Here is a 23,089-nt window from a genome sequence, read left to right as displayed (position 1 = left end):
GCTTCCCGCCATATGGGCGCACGTCACTTGTGCCCTCGAATACCGTTCTCCGGGCTGATTCTCCTGGTTCGCGGGCCGTGATCGCTCCACAGTCGGGGGTCGAACGGGTGGACCGTGAGTTAACCCATTTGAAATCTGCCAAAAGGTCGATTCCGGTGGTTTCCACACTCGCGTTCATGGGGTATTTTTCGATGGTGGCAGCTGCGAGTACCCCCGGCCCGAATTCCAAGCCCGACTTGGCGAACCCGAGCACCCGACCCCCGAACCAGCGCGCGGGCGGCGTTCGCCCCGCCCTGCCCGCGTTCGTCGAATGGCCCGCCTTCCCGTTCGAGGGCGAACTCCGCATCAAGCCGCTCCAGGAGCCGGTCGAGGCCGAGCCGCCGCGCCGCGGCGACCGGCAGGAGCAGTGCGCGGCCTGCCATACGCCCGACTCGGTGTACCTCTGGTCCAACGAACGCTGGCGCCTGAAGTCCCCGCCCGCCCCGAGCGGCCTCCCCGTCGTGGTGATCCTCGAACCGCGGGCGCACCTCGACCTGGGGGACCTGTCGACGATGCACGCCGCCGAACTCGGCGTGCTCACCGTGCGCCTCGAACGCGCGATCCGCTCCCTGGAGTCGGTCGCGCAGGTCCACGTCAACCGCTGGGGCGACGGCACCGCGCACCTCCAGCAGTGGTTCCTGGCCCGCCCGCACGGCTACCTCCAGCTCCGCGGCCCGTTCATGACCATGTGGGACGAGATCCTCCCGCCGGTCGAGGAGCACGAGTGGAAGATGAACCTCGAATACATCGCGGCCTGGCTCAGCGACGACTGAACCCCAACGCCCCCTTGGCATCCGGTCGAACGTACTTCCCTAGAACGACGTCGGGCGCCGATGTTTCACGTGAAACATCGGCGCCCTTCGCGTTGTCTGCGGCGCCGCCGGCGGCCTAGCGGCGGGCCAGGGCCCGGTGGACCATGGTCGCCAGCACCTCGCCGAAGTCGAGGCCCGCGGCCTCGATCGCCATGGGGAGCAGGGAGGTCTCGGTCGTCCCGGGGGCGACGTTGGCCTCCAGGACCTGGATGCCGCCCGCGTCGTCGACCATGAGGTCCACGCGGGACATGTCGCCGAGGCCGAGCGTCCGGTGGACCTCCAGTGCCAGTTCGGCCGTGCGGGCCGCCACGGGCCCGCTGAGGGTCGCGGGGACCGTCCAGCGGGTCGCACCGGGGTTGTACCGGGCCGCGTAGTCGTAGTCGCCGTGGAGCGGCGCGATCTCGACCGGCGGCAGGGCCACGAGGCCCTCGCCGAGGTCGAGCACGCCGACCGCGATGTCGCGGCCCTCGACGAACGACTCGATGAGCGCGGTGTCGCTGTAGGAGAAGCAGCCCATCATCGCCGACGGGAAGTCGTCCTCCTTGTGCACCGCGTGCACGCCGAGGCCCGACCCGCCCGAGTTCGGCTTGACGACGAGCGGCAGGCCCATCTTCGCGGCGATCCGGTCGAGGAGCTTGCGCGCCCCGAAGTCCGAGAACGCCTGGCGCGGCATCGAGGTCCAGTCGGGGGTGGGGATCCCGGCCGAGCGGAGCAGGTCCTTGGCCGTGATCTTGTTCCACGCGCGGCGCGCGCCGGTCGAACCGGTGCCCACGATCGGGATGTCGGAGAGCTCCAGGACCGCCTGGAGCGAGCCGTCCTCGCCCGGCTGGCCGTGCACGAGCGGCAGGACCACGTCGGGCGGGTACTCCTGGAGCGCGGGCAGCAGGTCGCCGTCGAGGTCCCGCACGTCGCACACGTAGCCGAGCCGCTGGAGTGCGTCGGCCGCCCGCCGCCCCGACTTCAGGGACACCTCGTGCTCGTACGACATGCCCCCGGCGAGGATGAGGACGCGGATGTCCGCTGCCGCGGCGCGCTCCGTCATGCCCCGCCTCCCGCGAAGGTGTCGCGCAGCTCGATGTCGCTCGCGACGACGCCGGCGAGCCGGCGCACGCCCTCGCGGATGACCTCGGCGGTCTGGGTCGAGAAGTTCAAGCGCATCTCCCTGCGGCCGTTGCCGTCGGCGTAGAAACCGGTGCCCGGGACGTACGCGACGCGCTCCTGGAGCGCGCGGGGGAGCATCGCCTTCGAGTCGAGCCCCTCCGGCAGCGTCGCCCAGATGAACAGGCCGCCGCCGGGGACGGTCCAGGTCATCCCCTCGGGCATGTAGTCGCCCAGGGCCGTCAGGAGCGCGTCCCGGCGGTCCCGGTACAGCGTGTTGAAGACCTTCACCTGCTGGCGCCACTCCATCTCCGTGAGGAAGCGGAGCGTGGCCTCCTGCGTGAGCCCCGAGGGGCACAGGATCGACGCCTCGATCGCCAGGAGCAGCTTGTCGCGCACCGCGGGCGGCGCGAGGACCCAGCCGAGGCGCAGGCCCGCGGCGAAGATCTTCGAGACCGTCCCGAGGTAGATGACGCCCCGCTCGGCGCGGGCGCGCAGCGGCTTGGGCGGCGTGCCGTCGAAGGAGATCATCGAGTACGGGTCGTCCTCGATGACGAGGAGACCGTGCCGCTCGGCGATCGCGAGGATCTCCTCGCGCCGCTCCTCGGTCAGCGTGACGCCGGCCGGGTTCTGGTACGTGGGGATCGTGTACAGGAACTTCGCGCGGCGCCCTTCGCGTTCGAGCCCCGCGAGGGACTCCTCCAGGCCCGCCGGGATGAGCCCGTCGTCGTCCATCGGCAGGTGCCGGACGTCGGCCTGCGCGGCCTGGAACGCGCCGAGCGCGCCCACATAGGTGGGGCCCTCGGCGAGCACGATGTCGCCCGGGTCGAGGAAGGTGCGGGCGAGCAGGTCGAGTCCCTGCTGCGCGCCGGTGGTGAGGACGAGGTCGTCGGCGGAGGCGCGGATGCCCGAGAGCTGGAGGACCCCGCAGAGCGCCTCGCGGAGCGCGACGCTGCCCTGGCCGGGGCAGTAGCCGAGCGCCTCGGCGCCGACCTGCGAGAGCAGGCGCGTGAACATCTCGCCGAGCTCGTCCATGGGGAGGGCGGCCGTGTACGGGTTCCCTCCGGCGAGGGAGACGACCTCCGGCCGTGCGGCGACCGAGAACAGTGCGCGGATCTCCGACTGTGCCATCCCGTGAACCCGGGATGCGTAGCGACCGGTGTAATCGTCGAGTGTTGTACCGGACACGCGGAGACCTCCTCTGGTGGTCCTCGTCGCCCGCGAACCTTGGTCGCGGGTCCTGTGTGCCGCCAAGCCTACGGGCCCCGGCCGGGAAGCGGCCCGACGGCGCCGCAGCTCGCGCACAGTGATCGAACCACTCTACTAGCACAGGGACCGCAGACCGCGCGTGTTTTCCGTCATGTGGACCCCGCGCCGACGTAGGCTGGACGGGTGCATCGGCGCATGGTCAACCTCACACTCGACTCCTTGGACGAAGTTCCGAGGCGTTGCCGCGCCTGCGTCTTCTGGGAGCTCTCGCCCCTGTGCGCCGAGGCGGCGCGCGACGTGGGCGAGCCCGCCGTCGAGAAGGAGGCGTGGCTGTCCCACACGCTCCTCGAATGGGGCGGGTGCGGGCGGATCGCCTACGAGGGCGACGCGGTCGCCGGGTTCGTCACGTACGCGTCCCCGAAGTTCGTGCCCCGCTCCATGGAGTTCCCCTCGGGCCCGGTCTCGCCCGACGCGGCCCTGCTCATGACCGCCTACGTGAACCCGGTGTACGCGGGGACGGGCCTGGGGCGCCAGCTCGTGCAGACCGTCGCGGCCGACGTGGCCCGGCGCGGCATCTACGCCCTGGAGACCTTCGGCGACGCCCGCGGCGAGGCCGGGGCGTGCCTGGTGCCCGCCGACTTCTACCGGTCCGTGGGCTTCAAGACCGTCCGCTTCGACCCCCGCTACCCGCGCCTGCGCCTGGAGCTGCGCTCGGCCATCGACCGCGGTGTGGAGGCCGAGGAGCACTGGGCGCCCGGCGACTCCGTGGAGTGGTTCAAGCTCGACGACATCGAGCTCGACAAGTTCTTCGGCGAGCCGACCACCAGCCGCAACCGGATCGACCGCCCCGGCTTCCAGCGCGACGGCGAGCTCTTCGACGAAGGCGCCCCGGACGAGGACCGCTGACCTGCGCTTTCGCCTTGCCTCAGAACATGAAAGCGGATATTCCCGAAATGTCCCCTTAAGGGACCCCTGGATACAAAAATATCGCGGGGGTACGACAAGAACAGGGGACCGAGCCGCTGGCTCGATCCCCTGATCGGTGAAGAAGTACTCGCGTTCTCGCTACTGGCCCAGGAACTTGCGGATGGCCGCCTTGGGCTGCGCGCCGATGAGCTGCTGGGCGGGCTGGCCGTCCTTGAACAGGATCATCGTCGGGACGCTCATGACGCCGAACTTGCGGGTGGTCTCCGGGTTCGCGTCGGTGTCGAGCTTGCGGATCTCGATCGAGTCGATCTCCGTCGCCAGCTCTTCGAGGACCGGCGCGACCTTCTTGCAGGGACCGCACCATTCGGCCCAGAAGTCGACGAGCACCGGCTTGTCGGCTTCCAGCACCTCGGCCTGGAACTGCTCGTCGTTGACGGCTTTGATGGCGCCCATGGGCATCCTCCTGTGTGATGTGAAGAAGGTGAGAGTCGGTGGGTCAGGCCGCGACGGCGGCGTCTTCGAGGGCCGCGATGTACCGCTCGGCGTCGAGCGCCGCGGAGCAGCCGGTCCCGGCGGCCGTGACCGCCTGCTGGTAGGTGTGGTCGACGAGGTCGCCCGCGGCGAACACGCCCTCCAGGTTCGTCTTCGTCGACGGGGCCGCGACCTTGACGTAGCCGGACTCGTCGAGCTCGACCTGGCCCTTGAACAGCTCCGAGCGCGGGTCGTGGCCGATCGCGATGAACAGGCCCGTCGCCGGGAGCGTGCGGGTCTCGCCGGTCACGGTGTCGACCAGGTCCACGCTGGCGACCTTGCCGCCCTCGCCGTTGACCTTCTCGACCGCGGAGTTCCACGCGACCTCGATCTTCGGGTTCGCGAGCGCCCGCTCGGCCATGATCTTCGAGGCGCGGAACTCCTCGCGGCGGTGCACAATGGTGACCTTCGAGGCGAACTTGGTGAGGAACGTGGCCTCCTCCATCGCCGAGTCGCCGCCGCCGACAACCGCGATCTGCTGGTCGCGGAAGAAGAAGCCGTCGCAGGTGGCGCACGCGGACACGCCGCGGCCCATGAGCTCGTTCTCGCCGGGGACGTTCAGCGGCCGGTACGCGGAGCCGGTCGCGAGGATGACGGCCTTCGCCCGGTGCTCCTCCTCGCCGACCCAGACCTTCTTGATCTCGCCGGTGAGGTCGACGCGGGTGACGTCGTCCGAGACGAGCTCGGCGCCGAAGCGCTCGGCCTGCTTGCGCCACTGGTCCATGAGCTCGGGGCCCATGATGCCCTCGGGGAAGCCCGGGAAGTTCTCGACCTCGGTGGTCTGCATGAGGGCGCCGCCGAACTGGAAGCCCTCGAACACCAGCGGGCGCATGTTGGCGCGCGCGGTGTACAGCGCGGCGGTGTACCCGGCCGGGCCCGAGCCGATGATGATGACGTCGCGGATTTCGCTCACCGGTGTCGCTCCTGTGGTCGTTCGGCGCGCCAGGGACGGCTCCCCTGGTGCTGACAGCTTCAACCCATCCTATTGACCCGAAATTCCATGGGGCGGCGCCGTGGCGGCCGTGTGACAGGCGCATTCCCCGATCGTGGGGAAGCTCACCCCTCCGCTAGGGCTGCACGGCGAGCGCCTCGACGACCCCGTCGGCGCAGGCGGGGGTGAGGGCCACCGCGATCTCGCCGTCGTCGGACATCAGGAGCGCCATGATCGCCGGGGCCGACTCGTACCGGGCGAAGTCGACCGCGACGAGGAGGCTCTCGTACTCCTCGGCGATCGCGTCCTCGCAGGCGCGCCAGAACGCGCCGCCCGCGGCGAGGTCCGCCAGTTCGGCCGGGACCTCCCCGGCCGCGGTGTGGTCGCCGAGGCCGCGCAGGGCCGCGAGCAGGTCGGTGGAGGCCGAGTAGTCGGTGCCGGAGGCGAAGGACTCGACGTCGAGCACGCCCACCTCGGCGTCCGACTCGGCCGAGTCGGCGCCTTCCTCGCTGAGGGAGTCGCCGCCGTCGGACTCCGGGGACGGCTCGCCGCTGGCCGCGTAGTCGTCGTCGCCTTCGGAACGCGGGCCGTCCTCGGCGTAGACCTGGCCCGCGCTGGGGCTCTCGTCGGACTGCGTGAACGCCTGGAGGCCCACCGCGACGGCCCCCACGGTCACCAGGACCGCGGCCGCGCCGGAGGCGATGGCGTACCGGACCCGCTTGGGGCGCAGGCGCTCCGCGAGGGACGCGAAGAAGCCCTCGCGCTCGGGCCCGCGGGCGGCGCTGCGGAGCGTGTCGGCCGACGGGAGGGAGTCGAGGACGCGGTCGAGGCGGTGCCCGACCTGCTCCGGGAGGTCGCCGTAGCCGTCGGAGGCCCGCCGCAGCGTGCGCGCGACCTCGGCCTCGATCCCGGCTTCGTTCCCGGTCTCCCCGGGCGGCTGCCCGATCATCGGCTCCCCTCCTCTCGGCTGGTGGGACTGCCCGCTCCGGGTTCGACGCCGCGCTGGGCGGGCGGGTTCCCAGCCGGGCGGAACTCAGGCAGGCGCTCGGCGAGCCGCTTGCGGGCCCGCGACGCGCGCGACTTGACGGTGCCCGGCCGGACCTTCAGGATCGCGGCCACCTCCTCGACCGGGTACCCGAGCATGTCGATGTACACCAGGACGGCGCGCTGCTCGAACGGCAGGTCCGCGAGCGCCCGGTGGACGCTCAGGCGCAGGGCCGCCTGCTGCGGGTCGTCCGGGTCCGAGCGCGGCACCGCCGGGACCGGGTCGCGCCCGTCCTCGGGGAGCGGGACCGTGGGGCGGCGCCCGGCCGCGCGGATGCGGTCCAGGCACGCGTTCACGACGATGCGGTGCAGCCACGTGGTGACCGCCGAGCCGCCCCGGAACGAGCCGGCCGCCTGGTACGCCTTGATCATCGCGTCCTGGAGGGCCTCGGCGGCGTCCTCCGGGTCGGCCAAAGTGCGCACCGCGACCGCCCACAGGCGGCCCCGGTGGCGGCGGAACAGCTCCCCGAACGCCTCGCGGTCGCCGCCGACGTGGCGGCGCAGCAGCTCGGCGTCGCCCACCCCGTCGGCCGGGCCGCCGAACGGCTCGGGGCCGTCGGCGGGGAGCGGGCTGAGGGGGCCGGGCACGGTGGCTACCGGACGAACACGTTGATGTCGGAGATCGTGAGCTTGTACCCGCCGGAGGCCGGGGGCAGCTCGGTCACCCACACCACGATGTACCGGGTGGCCTGGCCGCCGGCCTGGATCTCGATGTTCGTGTCGGCGTCCTCGACGGCCGGGGCGAGCTCCGCGAAGTCGTCCACGATCGCCTGGTCGCCGTCGGAGGAGTCGCCGGGGTCCTCGTCGCCCGCGAGCAGGCCCACGGTGGCGCCCGCGCTGGTCATCTGGACCCGCACCGACGCGACCTCCATGGCCTCGCCGAGGTCGATGAGGATGCCCATGCCGGGCTTGAGGTTCCCGAACGCGGGGTCGTTGCGGTACGTGTTGGTGGACCAGCCGGTGGAGGCGTTGCCGTCGAACGCGGCCTCGACGCCCTCGCCCTGGTTGCGGTCGCCGTCGGGCGGGTCGACGACGCGGATGTCGTCGGCGGTGATCTCGGCCTCGGTGGGCGCGGCGATCTCGGTGTCGTCCTCGGAGGACGGGTCGGCGCCGGTGTCCTCGCCCGCGACCTGGTCGTCGGCGCCCGCGGGGTCGTCCCCGCCGCCGAACATGATGGCCGAGCCGACGACGCCCGCGAAGATGACCGCGGCCGCCACCGCGGCGATCACCGCGAGGCGCTTCATGCCGACGGGCGGCGTGGAAGCGTCGGCGGAGCCGCGGCGGCCGAGGTTGATCGCGCCGAACACGCTCGTCGCCTGCGCCGGGACGGGGTCGGCCCCGCCGGTCTCGGCGAGGGCGCGCAGTTCGACCGCGAGCTCCGCGGCGGACGGCGGGTCCTGGGAGTGGTCGAGGAGGTCCGCGGTGAGCTTCGCGAGCCGGTGCGGCAGGCCGGCGACGACCTTGTCGGCGTCGAGGACGCGGCCCCACTCGTCGGTCGCGGCGTCCGGCAGGCCGGTGTTCTCGGCGGGGACGACGCGCGGCCAGGCGCCCGTGAGGCACGCGTAGAGGGTCGCGCCGAGGGCGCGCACGTCCTCGACGGGCGTGTTCCCGGGCTCGTTGCGGGGCTCGGTGACCATGACGCGGTCGTCCTCGGAGAGGAGGATCGAGCCGGGCTGGAGGTCGGCGTGGGTGACGCCGCCGTCGTGGAGGGCGGCGACCGCGTCGGCGACCGACGCGACCAGTTCGAGGGCGTGCCCGCTTTCGAGGGTCTGCCGCTCCAGGACGCCGCGCAGCGACGAGCCGTTGACCCATTCGCGCACCACGTACGCGAAGCGGCCCTCGTCGACCGCGTCGTACACGTCGACCATCGAGTCGACGTGGGTGCGGGAGGCCGCCACCGCGGCCGTCATCGTCGGGGCCGCGTCCTCGCCGCCGGGCGAGCGCAGGACGACCGCGACGGAGCGGTGCAGGAGGACGTCGACGCCCCGCCACAACTGGCGGTGGCCGCTCGCGCCTCCGACGTGCTCTTCGAGGCGGTACCGCTCCGCGAGCAGGTCGCCTACGGACGGCACTTCGGCAGAACTCATGGTGCGGGGTCCTCCCCTCTCAGACCGACCCCGCGGAGGGGCCGTGCCGGCCGGTCGGGTCTTTCAGGAATGCGGGTTCAGCGCGGTGCAGGGTCTTCCGGTGATCCGAGGCTGGTCTCAGACCAGAATGCACGTATGGATCGTACTTGGCTCATCGTCGCAGCCTTGCGCGCACCGTTGCCTGGAGCGACGCCATTTCAGTGACGCGGAATACCAGGCAGGCGGCGAGATACACGCCCAGCAGGGCGATCCCGAGGACGATCGCCGCACCGAGCTGCCCGAGTTTGGAACCGGACACGTCCGGCCACGCGAGCCACCCGGCGTAGGCCGCGCCGCCCGCGATCACCGCCGCCGCACCGGTTCGCACCAGGCCGTTCATGGTCTTGCGCATCCCGAGGAGCCCGACCCGCTTGCGCAGCAGGCTCATCGACAGGAGCAGTGAGACCAGGTAGGACACCCCGTTGGCGGCGAGGAGGCCGACGACGACCCACTCCAGGGGCAGGAACGCGAACGCGAGGAGGTACCCGCCGATGCGGATCGCGATGACGGGGAGGTTGAACAGCCCCACCGTCTTCGTGTCGGTCTGCGCGTAGAACGCGTAGATCTGCAACTGGGACACCGAGAACGGCATGAGGACCACGCCGACCATGAGGAGCGCCTGCCCGGTGGCGACGGCCATCGTGTGGTCGTAGGCGCCCCACTGGAAGATCGCGAGGGCGATCGGCTCGTGGAGCGCGATGAACGCCGCGGCGATCGGCACGAGCAGGAACGACGCGAGGCGGATCCCGGAGGAGAGGTGCTCGGTCAGCTCGGACCAGCGGCGGTCGTCGGCGGCGCGGGTCATGCGCGGCATGAGCGCGGTGATGACGGAGACCGCGACGATCCCGTGCGCCATCATCATCATCAGGTACGCGTTGTTGTAGACCGTCGTGCCGGGCACGAACTGGTCCTCGGCGGCGTTCCCGGACGCGGCGTTCGCGACCTTGATCACGGCCATGACGGCGATCTGGTTGGCGACGACGAACAGGAGCGTCCACGCGGCCATGCGGCGGATGTCGCGCAGCGGCAGCGCCTTGAAGTCGAACCGCAGCCGCCACCGGAACCCCGCCTTGCGCAGGGCCGGGGCGAGGCACAGGATCTGGATGAGGACGCCCGCGGTGGTCCCGCCGCCGAGGAGCAGGATCATCCCGTTCGTGACCTGGTCGGCGGTGGCGAACAGCTCGCCGCCGGGGCCGGGGACGGCGTCGCGGGTGTAGATCAGGAAGAACGCGGCGCCGACGGTGATGACCACGAGGTTGTTGATGATCGGCACCCACATGGGGGCGCCGAAGTGCTCGCGGGAGTTGAGGACCCCGGAGAGGATCGCGAACAGGCCGTACAGGAGGAGCGCCGGGAGCATCAGGTACGAGAACTCGGTGACGAGCCCGTACTGGGACGGCTCGGCCATGGCGCGGGCGATGAGCGGGGCGCAGAGGGTGACGAGGAGCGCGGCGGCGCCGAGGACGAGCGCCGCGAGGGTGAGCAGGCGCTGCGCGAACGCGTCGCCGCCGTCGGGGTCGTTCTTGTGGGCCTTGACGAACAGGGGCATGATGATGCTCGCGAACACGCCGCCGAGGACGAGCTCGTAGATCATCTGCGGGAAGTACTGCGCGGTCGTGTACGAGTTGCCGAGGAGCCCGGCGCCGATCGCCGCGGAGATGACGACGGTGCGCCCGAACCCGGTGATGCGCGAGACGAGCGACCCGGCGCCCATGAGGAGGCTGGAGCGGACCACGTTCCGGCCCTTGGGCTGCGGCTGCTGCACCGGCTGCTGGGGGGCCGCCGGGGCGGGGGCGGGCGGGCCCGCGGGGACGTAGCCGTTGCCGGTGAGGGGGCGCGTGTACTGCTGGTTCGCGTGGGGGTGGCGGCCCGGGGCGGGGCCAGACGGCGAGTAGTCCGGGCCGGGGCCCGGTCTCGCGCTAGGTTCGGCCATTCTCGCACTCTCCGCTAAGCTTGCCCGGCGATGTCTGACAACAGTAGCGGTAAGGAAATCACGGTCCCGCCGATAGCCGATGAACTGGGTCGGCTGTTCGAGCGGGACGGCCACGAGCTGCACCTGGTCGGCGGCCCGGTCCGCGACGCGGTGCTCCGCAGGCCCGTGAGCGACCTCGACTTCACCACCGACGCCCGCCCGGACGCGACCGAGGCGATCCTGCGCGCGCACTGCTCCACCGTGTGGACCACCGGCGCCGACTTCGGGACCGTCGGGGGCATGTTCCGCGGCGAGCAGGTCGAGGTGACGACGTTCCGCGCCGACGCCTACGACCGCGTCGGCCGCAACCCGGTCGTCCGCTACGGCGACCGCCTCGAAGACGACCTGGAGCGCCGCGACTTCACCGTCAACGCCATGGCCGTGTCCGTCCCCGGGCACGTCTTCGCCGACCCGTTCGGCGGCATCGGCGACATCGCGCGCCGCACGATCCGCACGCCCGCGTCCCCCGAGTCGTCGTTCGCCGACGACCCGCTGCGGATGCTCCGCGCCGCCCGCTTCGCCGCGCAGCTCGGCTTCGACATCGAACCGGACACGCTCGACGCGATGCGCCGCATGGCGGGGGAGCTGTCGCGCATCACCGCCGAGCGCATCCGCGACGAGCTCGTCAAGCTCATGCTCGCACCCGACCCCGTGGTGGGCCTGCGCATCCTCGTCGACACCGGCCTCGCGGAGCAGTTCCTGCCGGAGCTGCCCGCGCTGCGCATGGAGATCGACGAGCACGCCCAGCACAAGGACGTCTACGAGCACTCGCTCCAGGTGCTGCGCAACGCCATCGCGCAGGAGACCGACGGCCCCGACCTGCTCATGCGGCTCGCGGCCCTGCTCCACGACATCGGCAAGCCCGAGACCAAGGACGTCCCCCCCGGCGGCGGCGTCACCTTCCACCACCACGACGTCGCCGGGGCCCGCCTGGCGCGCAGGCGGATGCGCGAGCTGAAGTTCCCCAAGGCCGACGTCCAGGCCGTGTCGCTGCTCATCTCGCTGCACCTGCGCTTCTACGGGTACGCGGACGACGAGGCGGGAGGCTGGACCGACTCGGCGGTGCGCCGGTACGTCACCGACGCGGGCGACCAGCTCGACCGGCTCCACGTGCTCGTGCGCTCCGACTGCACGACCCGCAACCGCCGCAAGGCGGAGCGGCTGCGCCGCGACTACGACGCGTTCGAGGAGCGCATCGCCCGCATCCGGGCCGAGGAGGACCTGCGCGCGGTCCGCCCCGACCTCGACGGGAACGCGATCATGGAGCTGCTGGCCCTGAAGCCCGGCCCCGAGGTGGGCCGGGCCTGGGCGTTCCTCAAGGAGCTGCGGCTGGAGCGGGGGCCGCTTCCTCGCGAGGACGCCGAAGCGGCGCTCCTCGACTGGGCCGCTTCGGAAGGGATCGCACCGCGTCCAGACGCGGGATGAGGACCTCCTGCACCACCAGGGCGCACATGATCGCCACGGTGAGCCACCGCGAGGCCGCGGCGGCGAGGAACAGGCCCTCGGGGATGCCCCGGCCGTCCTCGGCCGACACCTGGAGCATCTTGCCGTAGAACGCGAAGAAGTAGAACAGCTCCGCGGCCTGCCACACCAGGAAGAAGCCCCACTTGGGGCGGGCGAGCACGACCAGGGGCAGCAGCCACAGCACGTACTGCTGCGACCAGACCTTCCCGAACAGCAGGAACGTCGCGACCACGAGGAAGCACAGCTGCGCCAGGCGCGGCACCACGTCCGCGGTGGACGGCGTCTTGAGCCCGAAGTCCCCGCCCGCGGTCCTGCGCTGCGCGAAGTACCCGAGCGCGGCGATCCCCAGGCATGACGCGGCGAACAGGCCCAGGTACATGTCGTTCACGAACTCGGAGTCCCACAGCGCCTCCCACCCGGTGAGCCCGCGGAGTACGTACCAGCCGGTGCCCCAGTCGACGGGCCGCTCGGAGTTCAGCTCGAAGAACCGCATCCACGAGTCGGGCCACAGGTACGCGACCGGCCCGTTGATCACGGCCCACACGACCGCGGCGGTCGCCGAGGTCTGGAGCGCGGGCAGGAGCTTCTTCTGCCTGAGCGCCAGGATGAGCAGCGGGCCGATGAACAGGAGCGCGTAGAACTTCGCGGCCACCGCGAGGCCGAGGAACAGCCCGGCCATGACGGGTCTGCCGCGCTGCCAGTACAGGAAGAACGGCATCGAGAGGGCGACGGCGAACAGGTCCCAGTTGACCGTCGCGGTCACCAGGATCACCGGCGCGGCCGCGAGCAGCATCGCGTCCCACGGCCGCGAGGGCCGGGAGTGGACGAGCGCCGGATCGGGGTTCGGGCCGGGGATGTCGGTGCGGCGGTTGTCGCGGCGGATGCGGTGCAGGACCGCGATGGCGGCGGCGCCGCAGATGAACAGCACGACCGCGTTCAGGTGCCAGAAGATCGGGCCGCCGTCGGTGTTGGCGACGGAGCCGATCCGGAAGGCGATCTGCCCGAGCACGCCCATGAACCATCCGGTCAGTACCGGGTATTCGACCGGGTGGTCACGGTAGGGGACGGCGCCCTCGTTGAGCTTCTCCGCGCCCCACAGCGCGCGGATGTCGGTGTAGCAGGCGCCGGTGTACTGCTGCCAGTCCACCCAGCCGCCCGCGGAGCACGGGTACTTCTGGAGCCAGTTGACCGCGAACGCGATCAGGCCGGTGAGGAGGATGACCCGGATCGGGATCCAGAACCTCCGGCGGGGCGGGTCGGCGGCGTGGTCGCCGAACGGGCCTCCGATGAGGCCCGAGGCGAACCGGGCGACCCGGTCGGTGAGGGTGGGTGCGGCCGGGGGGTCCCCGGCGGGGCGCTCGATCCCGGAGGGGGGCGGCGCATCGCCCGGCGCGGAGTCCGGCGCGGCGTTCGGTGCGGATGCAGACGGCGGCATGGGCCTTATTGTGGCCCATGCCGCCGTCGCTCCGATACTGGCCGAGGGTCGACCCCCGGCGGTAACTCAGCCGCCGCGGCCGTCGTCGGGCTCACTGCTCGAACCCTCCTCGGTCGGCGTGCTCGGTTCCTCTTCGGGACAGGTCGGCTGGAGCCAGCCGCCGCACTCCTCGCCCGTGGACTCCTCGCCGGTCGGCTCGTCCGTCGGATCGTCCGTCCCCGGATCGCCCTCTTCCTCGCCGGGCTGGCACGCCTCGCCGTCCCAGGTGCCGCCGTCCGCTTCGCACTCCTCCTGCGCCTGCTCGCCGGCCTGCCCGGCGCAGAGTTCGTCGTCCGGCTCGGCCGCGCAGAACGCGCCGCCGTCGATCGGGCCTCCGGCGTCGGATATGTCCCAAGTGCTCATACTGCCGTAATTGGCCTTGCCGCCCCACTCGATCTTCTCGTCCCAGTGCTCGTCGCCCTCCTTGCTGGCGAGGGCACTCGTCATCGCCTGGAACCACACCGGGTAGGCGGTGTTGGAGCCGGACACGTTGCTCTTGTTGTTGTCCGGGTCGGCGATCGGATCGGACTCGGAGGTGGCGTTGCCGACCCAGGCCGCGATGGACATCTGCGGGATCGCGCCGACGTACCAGGCGTGGGCGTTCCAGCTGGTCTCGCAGTCGTCGCAGGTCGCCTGCCAGGTCCCGGTCTTGCCGAAGTAGTCGCGGTCGAGCTGGTCGACCTCGGATGAGCCGCCGATCTCGGAGCCGACCCACTGGAGGTCGCGGGCGACCTCGACCTCGATGGCCTGCGTGGGCTCCAGCTTCGCGGAGTCGGGCTCGACCGGGTTGCCGGAGCTGTCGGTGACCGACTCGATGAAGTGGGTCGGCCAGTGCTCGCCGTCGTTGGCGATGGTGGCGTACATCGCGGCCATGTCCGCGACGCTCGTCGGGTACTGGCCGAAGGCGAGGTGGTGGTAGAACGGGTCGGTGTCGCCGCGGCCGCCGATGTCGCACGCGTCGGCCTCACCGTCGGTGTCGGCGAGGAAGACGCCCTCGGTGTTGACGACCGGGTTGCAGTTGTCGAGCTGGAGCGGCGTGTCGAGCGCGATGTTGCCGAAATCGTCGAGGACCCAGTTGCCGGTCTCGTCCTTCGCCTGGCCGTACTGCGTGTAGGTGTTGTTCTCCGCGTCGAACTCGTAGCCGACGTTGACGTCCCAGACCTGGTCGTTGTCGTCGTACGCCTGCCGGGTCTGGGTCATCATGTCCAGGCCCATGTCCGTGGCGTATTCGAGGATCGCGTTGGAGCCGTACTTCTGCGAGATCGCGTACATCGGGGTGTTCTTCGAGTCGCGGATCGCGTCGGTCAGCGTCAGCTCGATCTTCGAGTTCTGCGAGCCGTTGCGGAGCGTGCAGTCGGGGTACTCGCCACCGCCGATGCAGGTCTCGGTCTCCTCGTTCTTGAGGGAGTCGAACTCGCGCGGCGAGCTCGCGTTGAACCACGACTCGATGGAGTCGCCGTTCTCGATGGCGGTCGCGGCGGTGACCATCTTGAACGTCGAGGACGGCGGGTGCGGGGACTCCTCGCCGGCCTTGTCGACGCCGAAGCCGTTGTCGCCCCCGTAGTAGCCGAGGACCGCGCCCGTGTCGGGGTCGATGGCGACCATGGCCGTGGTCATGTAGTCCTCGTAGCTTTCGAGGGCGGCATCCTCGTTGTCGTTCTCGAAGTAGACGTACCCCTCGTCGTTCTTGGCGAGGGCGGCCTTGTCGCGGTCGGTGACGATGGCGCCGTCCGCGTCGAGCATGTTGCCGTCGCCGTCCTTCTCGACGGCGAGGAGTCCGCGGGACCCGGTGGTGCGCAGGGCGTCCTGGACTTCCGAGTCGATGGTGAGCTTCACCGTGTAGCCGCCGCCGGTGCCGTCGGCGCCCTTGAGCATGTCCTTGGTGATGCCGTACCTGGTCAGGAGCTCGTCGAAGACGTAGCCGTCGCGCTCGTTGATGATGAAGCCGAGGTCGGTGTTGCCGCCCCAGGAGCCGGAGGCGTTGAACTCGACGGCGAGCGTCGCGACGACGTTCTCGTACGTGTAGGCGTCGCGCTCGCTCTGCGACAGGACGCCGGTCTCGACCATCGCGCCCATCGCGAAGCTCCAGCGGTCGGCGGAGGCCGCCTCGTCGTAGGAGTCCGTGTAGTAGGGGTCGTAGTAGCCGTTGGGCGACTTGACCTGCATGACAATGAACGCGGCCTGGTCGTAGGTGAGGTCGCCGAGCGGCGTGTTGAAGTAGTTCTTCGCGGCCGCCTCGATGCCGTAGGCGCCACGGCCGAAGTAGGCCATGTTGAGGTACGCGCCGATGATCTCGTCTTTGTCGTACTCGGACTCCATCTTGATCGCCAGGGCCGCCTCGCGGGCCTTGCGGTCGTAGGAGATGTCGTCGCGCGCGTCGAGGACCATGCCCGCGTACTGCTGGGTGATGGTCGAGGCGCCCTGCGTCTCGCCGCCGGTGACGTTGTTGACGAGGGCGGCCAGGGTGCGGCCGACGTTGATGCCGTTGTGCTCCCAGAACTTGCGGTCCTCAAGGGAGACCAGCGCGTCCTTGACGGTCTTCGGCATCTCCGCGGGGTCGGCCTGGAGGCGGAGCGTGTCGCCGAACGCGCCGACCTGCTCGCCGTTCGCGGAGTAGAACGCGGAGGACTCGCCCTCGCGGAAGACGCCGGACAGGGGCGGGGTGTTCTGGAAGAAGTAGGTGGCGACGATCGTCACGCTGGCGACGAAGAGGATGCCCATCGCGATGAGGGCCGCGAACATCTTGCGGCCCAGCCGTTTGCGCTTCTTCTTGGTGCCTTCGAGGTCGTCCTTGTTCAGGGGGCCGTTGCCGGCGCGGCGGCGGCCGCCGTTCCCCGCGCGGCCGGTGCGGGCGTCGGCCTCGTCGAGGTTGACGCGGGCGGCGCCCACGGACGCGGAGCCGACGGAGGCCGACCCGACCGAGGCGGCGCCCACGGACGCGCGGCCGGAGCCGCCCACGGAGGCGGAGCCGACCGAGGCGCGTCCGGCGCCGCCCACCGACGCGGAGCCGGTGGGCCGGGCGGAGCCGACGGAGGCTGAGCCGCTGGGGCGGGCGCCGCCGACGGACGCGGAGCCGCGGCCGACGGGGGCCTGGCCTGCGGGCGGGGTGCCGTAGCCCTGCTGCGGGCGGCGCGGGGGCTGCTGGCCGTGGCCCTGCGGGGCGCCCTGCTGGGGTCCGCCGTTCCACCCGTAGTCGGGTTGGCGGGGGCCGCCGCCGGGGGCGGCGCCGTAGCCGCGCGCCTGCCCGGAGGCCCGGCCCTGCGGCCGCCCCTCCTCGGGCGGCGGTGCGGGGCGGTAACCGTTGTCGCTCATGCTCAACCATCCACGTGCTGTGTAACCCCAGCGGGGCTTGCCGGTCGGCCCGGTGCGCGCGCCGGAAGGGTGGCGCCCCCTGGAGGGCGCTCCGGCGGGACCGGCGTTCGCAAAGGTCTACTTCCGGCATGGGGGGTGGCCGGTCGTCTCGCAGTCTCGCACACCGAGTTTGAGAAGACTCTGCTAGACCGCGTCGTGCGCCCGAGCTTATCGGATCGAAGTGCCCCTGAACAGGGCGCGGACCCGTAGCTTGACGTGATTTGCACCTGCCGCTATGGTTATCCTGATGTATCGGTCCGATACATCGCTCAGTTAGATCGCCGTGTGAGAGGAGGGACCGATGTTGGAGCTGGCCATTCTGGGGCTCTTGCACGAATCCCCGATGCACGGCTATGAGCTGCGCAAACGGCTGCTGGCCCTGCTGGGGGCCATCAGGGCGGCGTTCAGCTACGGATCGCTCTACCCGACCCTCAAAAGAATGCGCCTGCGCGGGCTCATCGTCGAGGAGACTCCGGCGGGCGTCACATCCGAGAAGGCCGCCGCCACTCGCGCCGCAGCAGAGAAACCCCTGCTCAGCGGCCGAAGGGCCCGAAAGGTCTACCGGCTCACACCCGAGGGCAAGGAGCACTTCGCCCAGCTCATGGCCGACGCGGGCCCCGAGTCCGCGGACGAGGCCCTGTTCGGGGTCCACTTCGCGTTCTTCTCCCGCACCGACCCCGCCACCCGCCTGCGCATCCTCGAAGCGCGCCGGCGCCGCGTCGAGGAGCGCCGCGAGCGGATCCGCGAGGCGCTCGCCCGCACCGCCGAGCGGCTCGACGCCTACGGGCTCGAACTCCAGCGCCACGGCCTGGAGACGGCCGAGCGCGAGGTGAGGTGGCTCAACGAGCTCATCGCCTCCGAGGAGGGCCGCCGCCCCCGGCCGCAACACGACTTCGGCGATCCCGTCGCCGGGACGGGAGGGCCCAGCGCCCTCCCGGAACAGGGAACACCCGATCCGGCTGCGAGCGCCGGAGACCCAAATAAACAAGACAAAGGAGGCATGCGCGATGGGTAAGCTGCGCGTAGCCATTGTCGGCGTGGGCAACTGCGCCTCTTCGCTGGTCCAAGGAGTCGAGTACTACCGCGACGCCGCTCCCGAGGACCGGGTGCCCGGCCTCATGCACGTCCAGTTCGGCGACTACCACGTCAACGACATCGAGTTCGTCGCCGCGTTCGACGTGGACGCGAAGAAGGTCGGCCAGGACCTCTCCAGCGCGATCAACGCCTCGGAGAACAACACCATCCAGTTCGCCGAGGTCCCCCCGACCGGCGTCCAGGTCCTGCGCGGTCCGACGCACGACGGCCTGGGCCAGTACTACACGGAGATGGTCACCGAGTCCTCCGAGGCGCCCGTCGACGTGGTCGCGGTCCTCAAGGAGACCAAGGCCGACGTCGTCGTCTGCTACCTGCCGGTCGGCTCCGAGACCGCCGCGAAGTTCTACGCGCAGGCGTCGATCGACGCGGGCTGCGCGTTCGTCAACGCCCTCCCCGTGTTCATCGCCTCCGACCCCGAATGGGCCCAGAAGTTCACCGACGCCGGGATCCCCATCGTCGGCGACGACATCAAGTCGCAGGTGGGCGCGACCATCGTGCACCGCGTGCTGGCGAAGCTGTTCGAGGACCGCGGCGTGCGCCTGGACCGCACGTACCAGCTGAACTTCGGCGGCAACATGGACTTCATGAACATGCTGGAGCGGACCCGCCTGAAGTCCAAGAAGATCTCGAAGACGCAGGCCGTGACGTCCCAGATCCCGCACGAGATGCTCGGCGCGGACGTCCACATCGGCCCGTCGGACCACGTGCCGTGGCTGACCGACCGCAAGTGGGCGTACATCCGCCTGGAGGGCACCACCTTCGGCGACGTGCCGCTCAACGCGGAGCTGAAGCTCGAAGTGTGGGACTCCCCGAACTCCGCGGGCGTCATCATCGACGCGGTGCGCGCCGCGAAGATCGCGATGGACCGCGGCCACGGCGGCCCCGTCGAGTCGGCCTCCTCGTACTTCATGAAGTCCCCGGCCAAGCAGTTCTCCGACGAAGAGGCCCGCATCTCCGTCGAGAACTTCATCGCGGGGCTGTAGCGCCGCATCCGCGTGGCGGTGAGCACCGCGAACGCCTCCCCAAGGGGGACCCCGATTGCGAAATCGGGGTCCCCCTTGGCATTCCCCGGAGTTATCCTCGGACGATGCGCACCGACGGGCACGTCCGCAACCTCGCCGGCAACCGCCGTTTCCGGCACCTGCTGGCGGTGCGCCTCACCTCCCAGGCCGCGGACGGCATGTTCCAGGCGTCCCTGGCGCTCTCGGTGTTCTTCAACCCCGCGCTCGGCGAGGCGGGCGACCCGTTCCGGTACGCCGCCGCCGTCGCGCTCCTCCTCGGCCCCTACTCGCTGCTCGGCCCGTACGTCGGCACGGTCCTCGACCGGTTCAGCCGCCGCAACCTCATCGGCGGCGCGAACCTCGTGCGCGCCGCCCTCATGATCGTCATCTGCCTGACCCTCCCCGGCGGCTTCAACTGGTCGTGGGTGCTGTGCGCGATGGTCGTCCTGGCCGCCAACCGGTTCGTCCTCTCCGGGCTCGGCGCCGCCCACCCGCAGGTCGTCCCGGCCCAGGACCTCGTCACCGCGAACTCCCTCGCCTCCACGCTCGGCGCGCTCGCCTACGGCCTCGGCCTCGCCACCACCGGCGTCGCGAAGCTCATCGACTCCGGCGTCTCCTACTCGATGCTCGCGCTCGCAGCGGGGTGCGGTTACCTCGTCTCCGCGTGCCTCATCTGGGCCGCGTTCAAGCGCTCCGGCCTCGGCCCCGCTGAGGACGACGCGCCCGCGGGCGGCCTGTGGAAGGGCGTCGCCGCCACCACCGCCGGGATGGTCGCCGGGTTCAAGCACCTGGGGACGCGCCGCGGCCCCGCCCTCGCGATGGCCGTCCAAGGGCTGCACCGGTTCCTGTACGGCATCGTGTTCATCATCGCGATCGCCCTGTTCATGGGCTTCTTCTGGGACGTCGAGTCCGACCCGGCCCGCACCACCACGATCTCCTGGCTGCTGGTCCTCGCGGTCCTCGGGAACGTCGGCGTCCTCGCCGCCGCGATCGTCACCCCCCGCGCGACCCGCGTGTGGGGCCCCAAGAACTGGGTCGTCGTCCTCATGGCACTGTGCGCGGTCGTCGCCGCGGCCCTCGCCGGGACCATGCGCCCGGTCATGTTCGCCGTCGCGGTCCTGCTCATCAACATCGCCTCGCAGGGCGTGAAGATCACCGTGGACACGAGCATCCAGCGCGGCGTCGAGGACGCCTACCGCGGCCGCGTGTTCAGCGTCAACGACACCGTCTACAACGTCGGGTACCTCGCGGGCCTGTTCGCCGCCGCGCTCGTCGTCCCCACCGACGGCTACGCGCCCGGCACCCTCGTCGGCGTGGCCGTCTCCTACGGCCTGATCTGCGTCGGATACGCCTACCTCGCCCGAGACGACGCCCCGTACGATGCTGAGTCATGGAGCCCAGCCGCCCCGCAGACGGGACCCCAGCCGCGACCGAGCACGAGCCGGTAGCCTCCAGCCCCTTCAAGTCCACGCCCCCCTGGGAGCGCGGCTCGGGCTGGAAGCGCGGCCTCGCCGGGCTCGGCGCGGTGGTCCTCACCGCCGGCTCCATCGCCGGGGTCGCCTGGCTCGCGTTCCGCGACGGCGGCGGCGAAGGCGGCGACACCGGCGAGGTGATCTCCGCTCGCTGCAACGTCACCGAGGCGAACGACGCCGGGAACGGCGCCGACCCGCTCCAACCCGCGGCCCCGCCGGAGCGGTCCCTCGCGGTCGTCCAGACCAACTACGGGGAGATCGCCGTCATGCTGTGGGGCGACCTCGCCCCGTGCGGCGTCGACGCGTTCACGCACCTCGCCGAGGCCGGGTTCTACGCCAACCACGAATGCGACCGGCTCACCACGCAGGCGGTCGACCCGACCGCGGTCCTGCGCTGCGGCTCCCCCGGCGCCGACCCCGAGTCCGAGGACTCGTACGGGCCGGGCTGGCGGTTCCAGGCCGAGACCGGGATGGCGGGCAACGACGTCGCCGACGTCCTCGCGCTCGTCACCGACGACCGCGGCCGCGCGGGCTCGGCGTTCGCGCTCATCCGCGGCGCGGCCGTGCCGACCGCGGGCGTGAGCGTCATCGGCGGGATCGTCGACGGCTTCGAGGTCCTCGACGAGATCGCCGCGCTCACCGACACCGTCGAATCCGACGGCGCCCCGCCCGTGCCCGTCGAGGTCTGGTCGGTCACCGTCACCGAGCTCGCGGACCTCCCCAGCGGCCCCGACACCGTGGGCGAACTCACCACGGGCGTGCCGACCGGGCTTCCGACCGGACTCCCCACGGGGACCGAGACCCCCACGGACGCCGCGACGACGCCCTAGGACGTCCTACTCGTCGTTCTCCTTGCCGGGGCTGTTGCGCTTCGCGTACTTGTCCACGTACTCCTGGCCGGTGAGCCGCCGGATCGCGTCCATGACCTCGTCGGTCACCGCGCGGATCACCACACGGTCGTTCTCCATGCCCTTGTACCGCGTGAAGTCCAGCGGCCGCCCCACGCGCACGCCCACCGGCGCGACCCGCGGCCGCGACTCCCCGATCGGCAGCACCTTCTCCGTCCCGATCAGCCCCACCGGCACCACCGGCGCCCCCGACGCCAGCGCCAGGCGCGCCACCCCGGGCTTGCCCCGGTACAGCCGCCCGTCCGGGGACCGCGTCCCCTCCGGGAAGATCGCGAACACGCGGCCCTCTTCGAGCACTTCGAGGGACGGCTCCAGGGCTGAGGCGCTCTTGCGCCCGCCCGAGCGGTCCACCGCGACCTGCCCGAGGGCCTTCACCGTGGAGGAGATGATCTTGCCCTTGACGCCCGCGCCGGTGAAGTACTCGATCTTCGCCATGGTCGCGATGTGTCGCTTGGTCGTCAGGCCCAGGAAGTAGTGGTCGGCCACGGAGAGGTGGTTCGACGCCAGGATCACCGGCCCGGTCTCCGGGATGTTCTCTCTCCCGTCGATCCACGGCCTGTAGATCAGTTTGACGGCCGGAGCGGCCGTCCATTGCAGCGTCCTGTACAGCACCGTGCTCAGCTCTCCAGTGGTCTCACCCTAGGGACGGGTCGGCACAATTATGGCTCGCGAACCGCCGAAGGCGAAACCCGCGAGCCGACGGTTCCCGGAAGGCCGCGCCCGAAGACGCCGACGGCCCCGCCGCGAAGGCAGGGCCGAGTCTAAGCCATTCCCCTCGCCTACAGGTACTGACCGGGAGGGTGGTCGCGGTCGTCACCGCGCGCGGCCCGCTCCGCCATGACGGCCCTCAGCTGCGGCGGGAGGTCGTTCCCGGCGGGCAGCGCCTTGAGTTCGCCGCCGCGCATCTGGTCGAGCTGCAGCCGCGCGGCCATCTGCTGCGCGACGAGCGCCGCCTGGATGCCGTGGAACAGCCCTTCGAGCCACCCCACGAGCTGGGCCTGCGCGATGCGCAGCTCCGCCTCGGTGGGGATCTCGTCCCGCCCGAACGGCAGCGAGAGGCGCTCCAGTTCGTCGCGGAGCTCGGGGGCGAGCCCGGTCTCCAGTTCGGCGATGGAGCGGGCGTGGATGTCGCGGAGGCGCTGGCGGCCCTTCTCGTCGAGTTCGGCGGCGCGGACCTCTTCGAGGAGCTGCTTGATCATGGAGCCGACGCGCATGACCTTGGCGGGCTCGTGGACGAGCCGGGTCGGGTCGGTCTCGTAGGGGTCGTCGTCCTCGTCCTCGGACTCGGCGGGCGCGGCGGATTTGGCGGTGGCGACCGGGTTGCCTTCGGCGTCGACGATGAGGAGGTCGTCCTCGTTCTCCCGCTCGTCGCGGTCCGGCTCGGTGTTCGCGTCGCTCATGGTCGTGGTGACCCCACAGTCGTGTCGATGGTGGTTCCGTTCCCTTGCTTCGAGCCTAACGCGGAAGCCTCTGGAGGTGTTCCCGCTCGCCATCCCGGCTGTGGATAGCGAAAAGGCCCGAGGTCGAAACCATCGGGCCTTTGCCTGTGCGCGAGGGGGGACTTGAACCCCCACGTCCTTGCGGACACTGGCACCTGAAGCCAGCGCGTCTGCCATTCCGCCACTCGCGCGTGTC

General features: G+C 71.1%; 19 protein-coding genes and 1 tRNA gene. 7 read left to right on the top strand and 13 right to left on the bottom strand.

Annotated elements, in window-relative coordinates; translation table 11 throughout:
• Positions 1 to 236: 236 nt before the first annotated feature.
• On the top strand, positions 237 to 812 hold the full coding sequence (locus AB0A65_RS05390) for a hypothetical protein (RefSeq protein ID WP_359946626.1): 576 nt from the start codon (positions 237 to 239) through the stop codon (positions 810 to 812).
• Between the two features lie 115 nt (positions 813 to 927).
• On the opposite strand, the gene AB0A65_RS05385 is transcribed toward AB0A65_RS05390, so the two are convergent.
• Positions 928 to 1,893, bottom strand: a complete 966-nt coding sequence (locus AB0A65_RS05385; protein WP_359946623.1) for a D-alanine--D-alanine ligase — start codon at positions 1,891 to 1,893, stop codon at positions 928 to 930.
• Entirely contained in the window at positions 1,890 to 3,137 is a 1,248-nt protein-coding gene (locus tag AB0A65_RS05380; protein WP_359946620.1) for a PLP-dependent aminotransferase family protein, read from the bottom strand. Before AB0A65_RS05380 ends, AB0A65_RS05385 begins: the two co-directional genes overlap by 4 nt.
• A gap of 204 nt (positions 3,138 to 3,341) precedes the next feature.
• Between AB0A65_RS05380 and AB0A65_RS05375 the strand changes: the two genes are divergently transcribed.
• Complete coding sequence (locus tag AB0A65_RS05375) at positions 3,342 to 4,064, top strand: GNAT family N-acetyltransferase (protein ID WP_359946617.1); 723 nt, start codon at positions 3,342 to 3,344, stop codon at positions 4,062 to 4,064.
• Positions 4,065 to 4,223: 159 nt separating this feature from the next.
• Here AB0A65_RS05375 and trxA read toward each other — a convergent pair whose 3' ends face one another.
• The 6 genes from trxA to murJ all read right to left on the bottom strand — a co-directional run bounded on the left by trxA (position 4,224) and on the right by murJ (position 10,650).
• Positions 4,224 to 4,538 carry a thioredoxin gene (trxA, locus tag AB0A65_RS05370; protein WP_106362859.1) on the bottom strand — a complete coding sequence of 105 codons (315 nt, stop codon included), beginning with the start codon at positions 4,536 to 4,538 and terminating at the stop codon, positions 4,224 to 4,226.
• A 43-nt stretch (positions 4,539 to 4,581) separates the two neighbouring features.
• Entirely contained in the window at positions 4,582 to 5,529 is a 948-nt protein-coding gene (gene trxB, locus AB0A65_RS05365; RefSeq protein WP_359946614.1) for a thioredoxin-disulfide reductase, read from the bottom strand.
• A 154-nt stretch (positions 5,530 to 5,683) separates the two neighbouring features.
• A complete protein-coding gene (locus AB0A65_RS05360) occupies positions 5,684 to 6,496 on the bottom strand; it encodes a hypothetical protein (protein ID WP_359946611.1) in 813 nt (270 codons plus the stop codon).
• Positions 6,493 to 7,113, bottom strand: coding sequence for an RNA polymerase sigma factor SigM (gene sigM / locus AB0A65_RS05355; protein ID WP_359947195.1), 621 nt, complete (start codon positions 7,111 to 7,113; stop codon positions 6,493 to 6,495). The genes AB0A65_RS05360 and sigM overlap by 4 nt, the downstream gene beginning before the upstream one ends.
• A 71-nt stretch (positions 7,114 to 7,184) precedes the next feature.
• Positions 7,185 to 8,678 (bottom strand): protein kinase, encoded by a 1,494-nt coding sequence (locus AB0A65_RS05350; RefSeq protein ID WP_359946608.1) that lies wholly within the window; start codon positions 8,676 to 8,678, stop codon positions 7,185 to 7,187.
• A gap of 151 nt (positions 8,679 to 8,829) precedes the next feature.
• Positions 8,830 to 10,650, bottom strand: coding sequence for a murein biosynthesis integral membrane protein MurJ (gene murJ / locus AB0A65_RS05345; protein WP_359946605.1), 1,821 nt, complete (start codon positions 10,648 to 10,650; stop codon positions 8,830 to 8,832).
• A 30-nt stretch (positions 10,651 to 10,680) separates the two neighbouring features.
• On the opposite strand from murJ, the gene AB0A65_RS05340 reads away from it, so the two are divergent.
• Positions 10,681 to 12,114 (top strand): CCA tRNA nucleotidyltransferase, encoded by a 1,434-nt coding sequence (locus AB0A65_RS05340; RefSeq protein WP_359946602.1) that lies wholly within the window; start codon positions 10,681 to 10,683, stop codon positions 12,112 to 12,114.
• Here the strand turns inward: AB0A65_RS05340 and AB0A65_RS05335 are convergent.
• Both AB0A65_RS05335 and AB0A65_RS05330 read right to left on the bottom strand, forming a co-directional pair.
• On the bottom strand, positions 12,005 to 13,588 hold the full coding sequence (locus AB0A65_RS05335) for a glycosyltransferase 87 family protein (RefSeq protein WP_359946599.1): 1,584 nt from the start codon (positions 13,586 to 13,588) through the stop codon (positions 12,005 to 12,007). The two genes, AB0A65_RS05340 and AB0A65_RS05335, sit on opposite strands and share 110 nt — an antisense overlap.
• 66 nt (positions 13,589 to 13,654) lie before the next feature.
• On the bottom strand, positions 13,655 to 16,939 hold the full coding sequence (locus tag AB0A65_RS05330; RefSeq protein ID WP_359946596.1) for a transglycosylase domain-containing protein: 3,285 nt from the start codon (positions 16,937 to 16,939) through the stop codon (positions 13,655 to 13,657).
• Between the two features lie 340 nt (positions 16,940 to 17,279).
• Between AB0A65_RS05330 and AB0A65_RS05325 the strand changes: the two genes are divergently transcribed.
• The 4 genes from AB0A65_RS05325 to AB0A65_RS05310 all read left to right on the top strand — a co-directional run bounded on the left by AB0A65_RS05325 (position 17,280) and on the right by AB0A65_RS05310 (position 21,376).
• Positions 17,280 to 17,993, top strand: coding sequence for a PadR family transcriptional regulator (locus tag AB0A65_RS05325; protein WP_359946593.1), 714 nt, complete (start codon positions 17,280 to 17,282; stop codon positions 17,991 to 17,993).
• Entirely contained in the window at positions 17,986 to 19,056 is a 1,071-nt protein-coding gene (locus AB0A65_RS05320; protein ID WP_359946590.1) for an inositol-3-phosphate synthase, read from the top strand. Before AB0A65_RS05325 ends, AB0A65_RS05320 begins: the two co-directional genes overlap by 8 nt.
• 104 nt (positions 19,057 to 19,160) lie before the next feature.
• A complete protein-coding gene (locus AB0A65_RS05315; protein ID WP_359946587.1) occupies positions 19,161 to 20,522 on the top strand; it encodes an MFS transporter in 1,362 nt (453 codons plus the stop codon).
• Positions 20,465 to 21,376, top strand: a complete 912-nt coding sequence (locus tag AB0A65_RS05310; RefSeq protein ID WP_359946584.1) for a peptidylprolyl isomerase — start codon at positions 20,465 to 20,467, stop codon at positions 21,374 to 21,376. Before AB0A65_RS05315 ends, AB0A65_RS05310 begins: the two co-directional genes overlap by 58 nt.
• A 6-nt stretch (positions 21,377 to 21,382) precedes the next feature.
• Here AB0A65_RS05310 and AB0A65_RS05305 read toward each other — a convergent pair whose 3' ends face one another.
• The 3 genes from AB0A65_RS05305 to AB0A65_RS05295 all read right to left on the bottom strand — a co-directional run bounded on the left by AB0A65_RS05305 (position 21,383) and on the right by AB0A65_RS05295 (position 23,084).
• Positions 21,383 to 22,066, bottom strand: coding sequence for a lysophospholipid acyltransferase family protein (locus AB0A65_RS05305; protein WP_359946581.1), 684 nt, complete (start codon positions 22,064 to 22,066; stop codon positions 21,383 to 21,385).
• Between the two features lie 167 nt (positions 22,067 to 22,233).
• Positions 22,234 to 22,854 carry a bacterial proteasome activator family protein gene (locus tag AB0A65_RS05300; protein ID WP_359946578.1) on the bottom strand — a complete coding sequence of 207 codons (621 nt, stop codon included), beginning with the start codon at positions 22,852 to 22,854 and terminating at the stop codon, positions 22,234 to 22,236.
• Between the two features lie 147 nt (positions 22,855 to 23,001).
• Positions 23,002 to 23,084, bottom strand: a tRNA-Leu gene (locus AB0A65_RS05295).
• Positions 23,085 to 23,089 lie beyond the last annotated feature (5 nt).

This window comes from Glycomyces sp. NPDC047010 (genome assembly GCF_040644205.1).
Classification (GTDB): Bacteria; Actinomycetota; Actinomycetes; order Mycobacteriales; family Micromonosporaceae; genus Glycomyces.
The sequence above is the reverse complement of the archived record's forward strand: the minus strand, read 5'-3'. Positions and strand labels throughout refer to the sequence as shown.

Excerpts from the sequence above, each read along its gene's own strand:
- AB0A65_RS05385 (WP_359946623.1), bottom strand. The coding sequence starts at position 1,893 with ATGACGGAGCGCGCCGCGGCAGCGGACATCCGCGTCCTCATCCTCGCC.
- trxA (WP_106362859.1), bottom strand. The coding sequence starts at position 4,538 with ATGGGCGCCATCAAAGCCGTCAACGACGAGCAGTTCCAGGCCGAGGTG.
- AB0A65_RS05360 (WP_359946611.1), bottom strand. The coding sequence starts at position 6,496 with ATGATCGGGCAGCCGCCCGGGGAGACCGGGAACGAAGCCGGGATCGAG.
- AB0A65_RS05350 (WP_359946608.1), bottom strand. The coding sequence starts at position 8,678 with ATGAGTTCTGCCGAAGTGCCGTCCGTAGGCGACCTGCTCGCGGAGCGG.
- murJ (WP_359946605.1), bottom strand. The coding sequence starts at position 10,650 with ATGGCCGAACCTAGCGCGAGACCGGGCCCCGGCCCGGACTACTCGCCG.
- AB0A65_RS05340 (WP_359946602.1), top strand. The coding sequence starts at position 10,681 with ATGTCTGACAACAGTAGCGGTAAGGAAATCACGGTCCCGCCGATAGCC.
- AB0A65_RS05335 (WP_359946599.1), bottom strand. The coding sequence starts at position 13,588 with ATGCCGCCGTCTGCATCCGCACCGAACGCCGCGCCGGACTCCGCGCCG.
- AB0A65_RS05330 (WP_359946596.1), bottom strand. The coding sequence starts at position 16,939 with ATGAGCGACAACGGTTACCGCCCCGCACCGCCGCCCGAGGAGGGGCGG.
- AB0A65_RS05325 (WP_359946593.1), top strand. The coding sequence starts at position 17,280 with ATGTTGGAGCTGGCCATTCTGGGGCTCTTGCACGAATCCCCGATGCAC.
- AB0A65_RS05320 (WP_359946590.1), top strand. The coding sequence starts at position 17,986 with ATGGGTAAGCTGCGCGTAGCCATTGTCGGCGTGGGCAACTGCGCCTCT.
- AB0A65_RS05315 (WP_359946587.1), top strand. The coding sequence starts at position 19,161 with ATGCGCACCGACGGGCACGTCCGCAACCTCGCCGGCAACCGCCGTTTC.
- AB0A65_RS05310 (WP_359946584.1), top strand. The coding sequence starts at position 20,465 with ATGGAGCCCAGCCGCCCCGCAGACGGGACCCCAGCCGCGACCGAGCAC.
- AB0A65_RS05300 (WP_359946578.1), bottom strand. The coding sequence starts at position 22,854 with ATGAGCGACGCGAACACCGAGCCGGACCGCGACGAGCGGGAGAACGAG.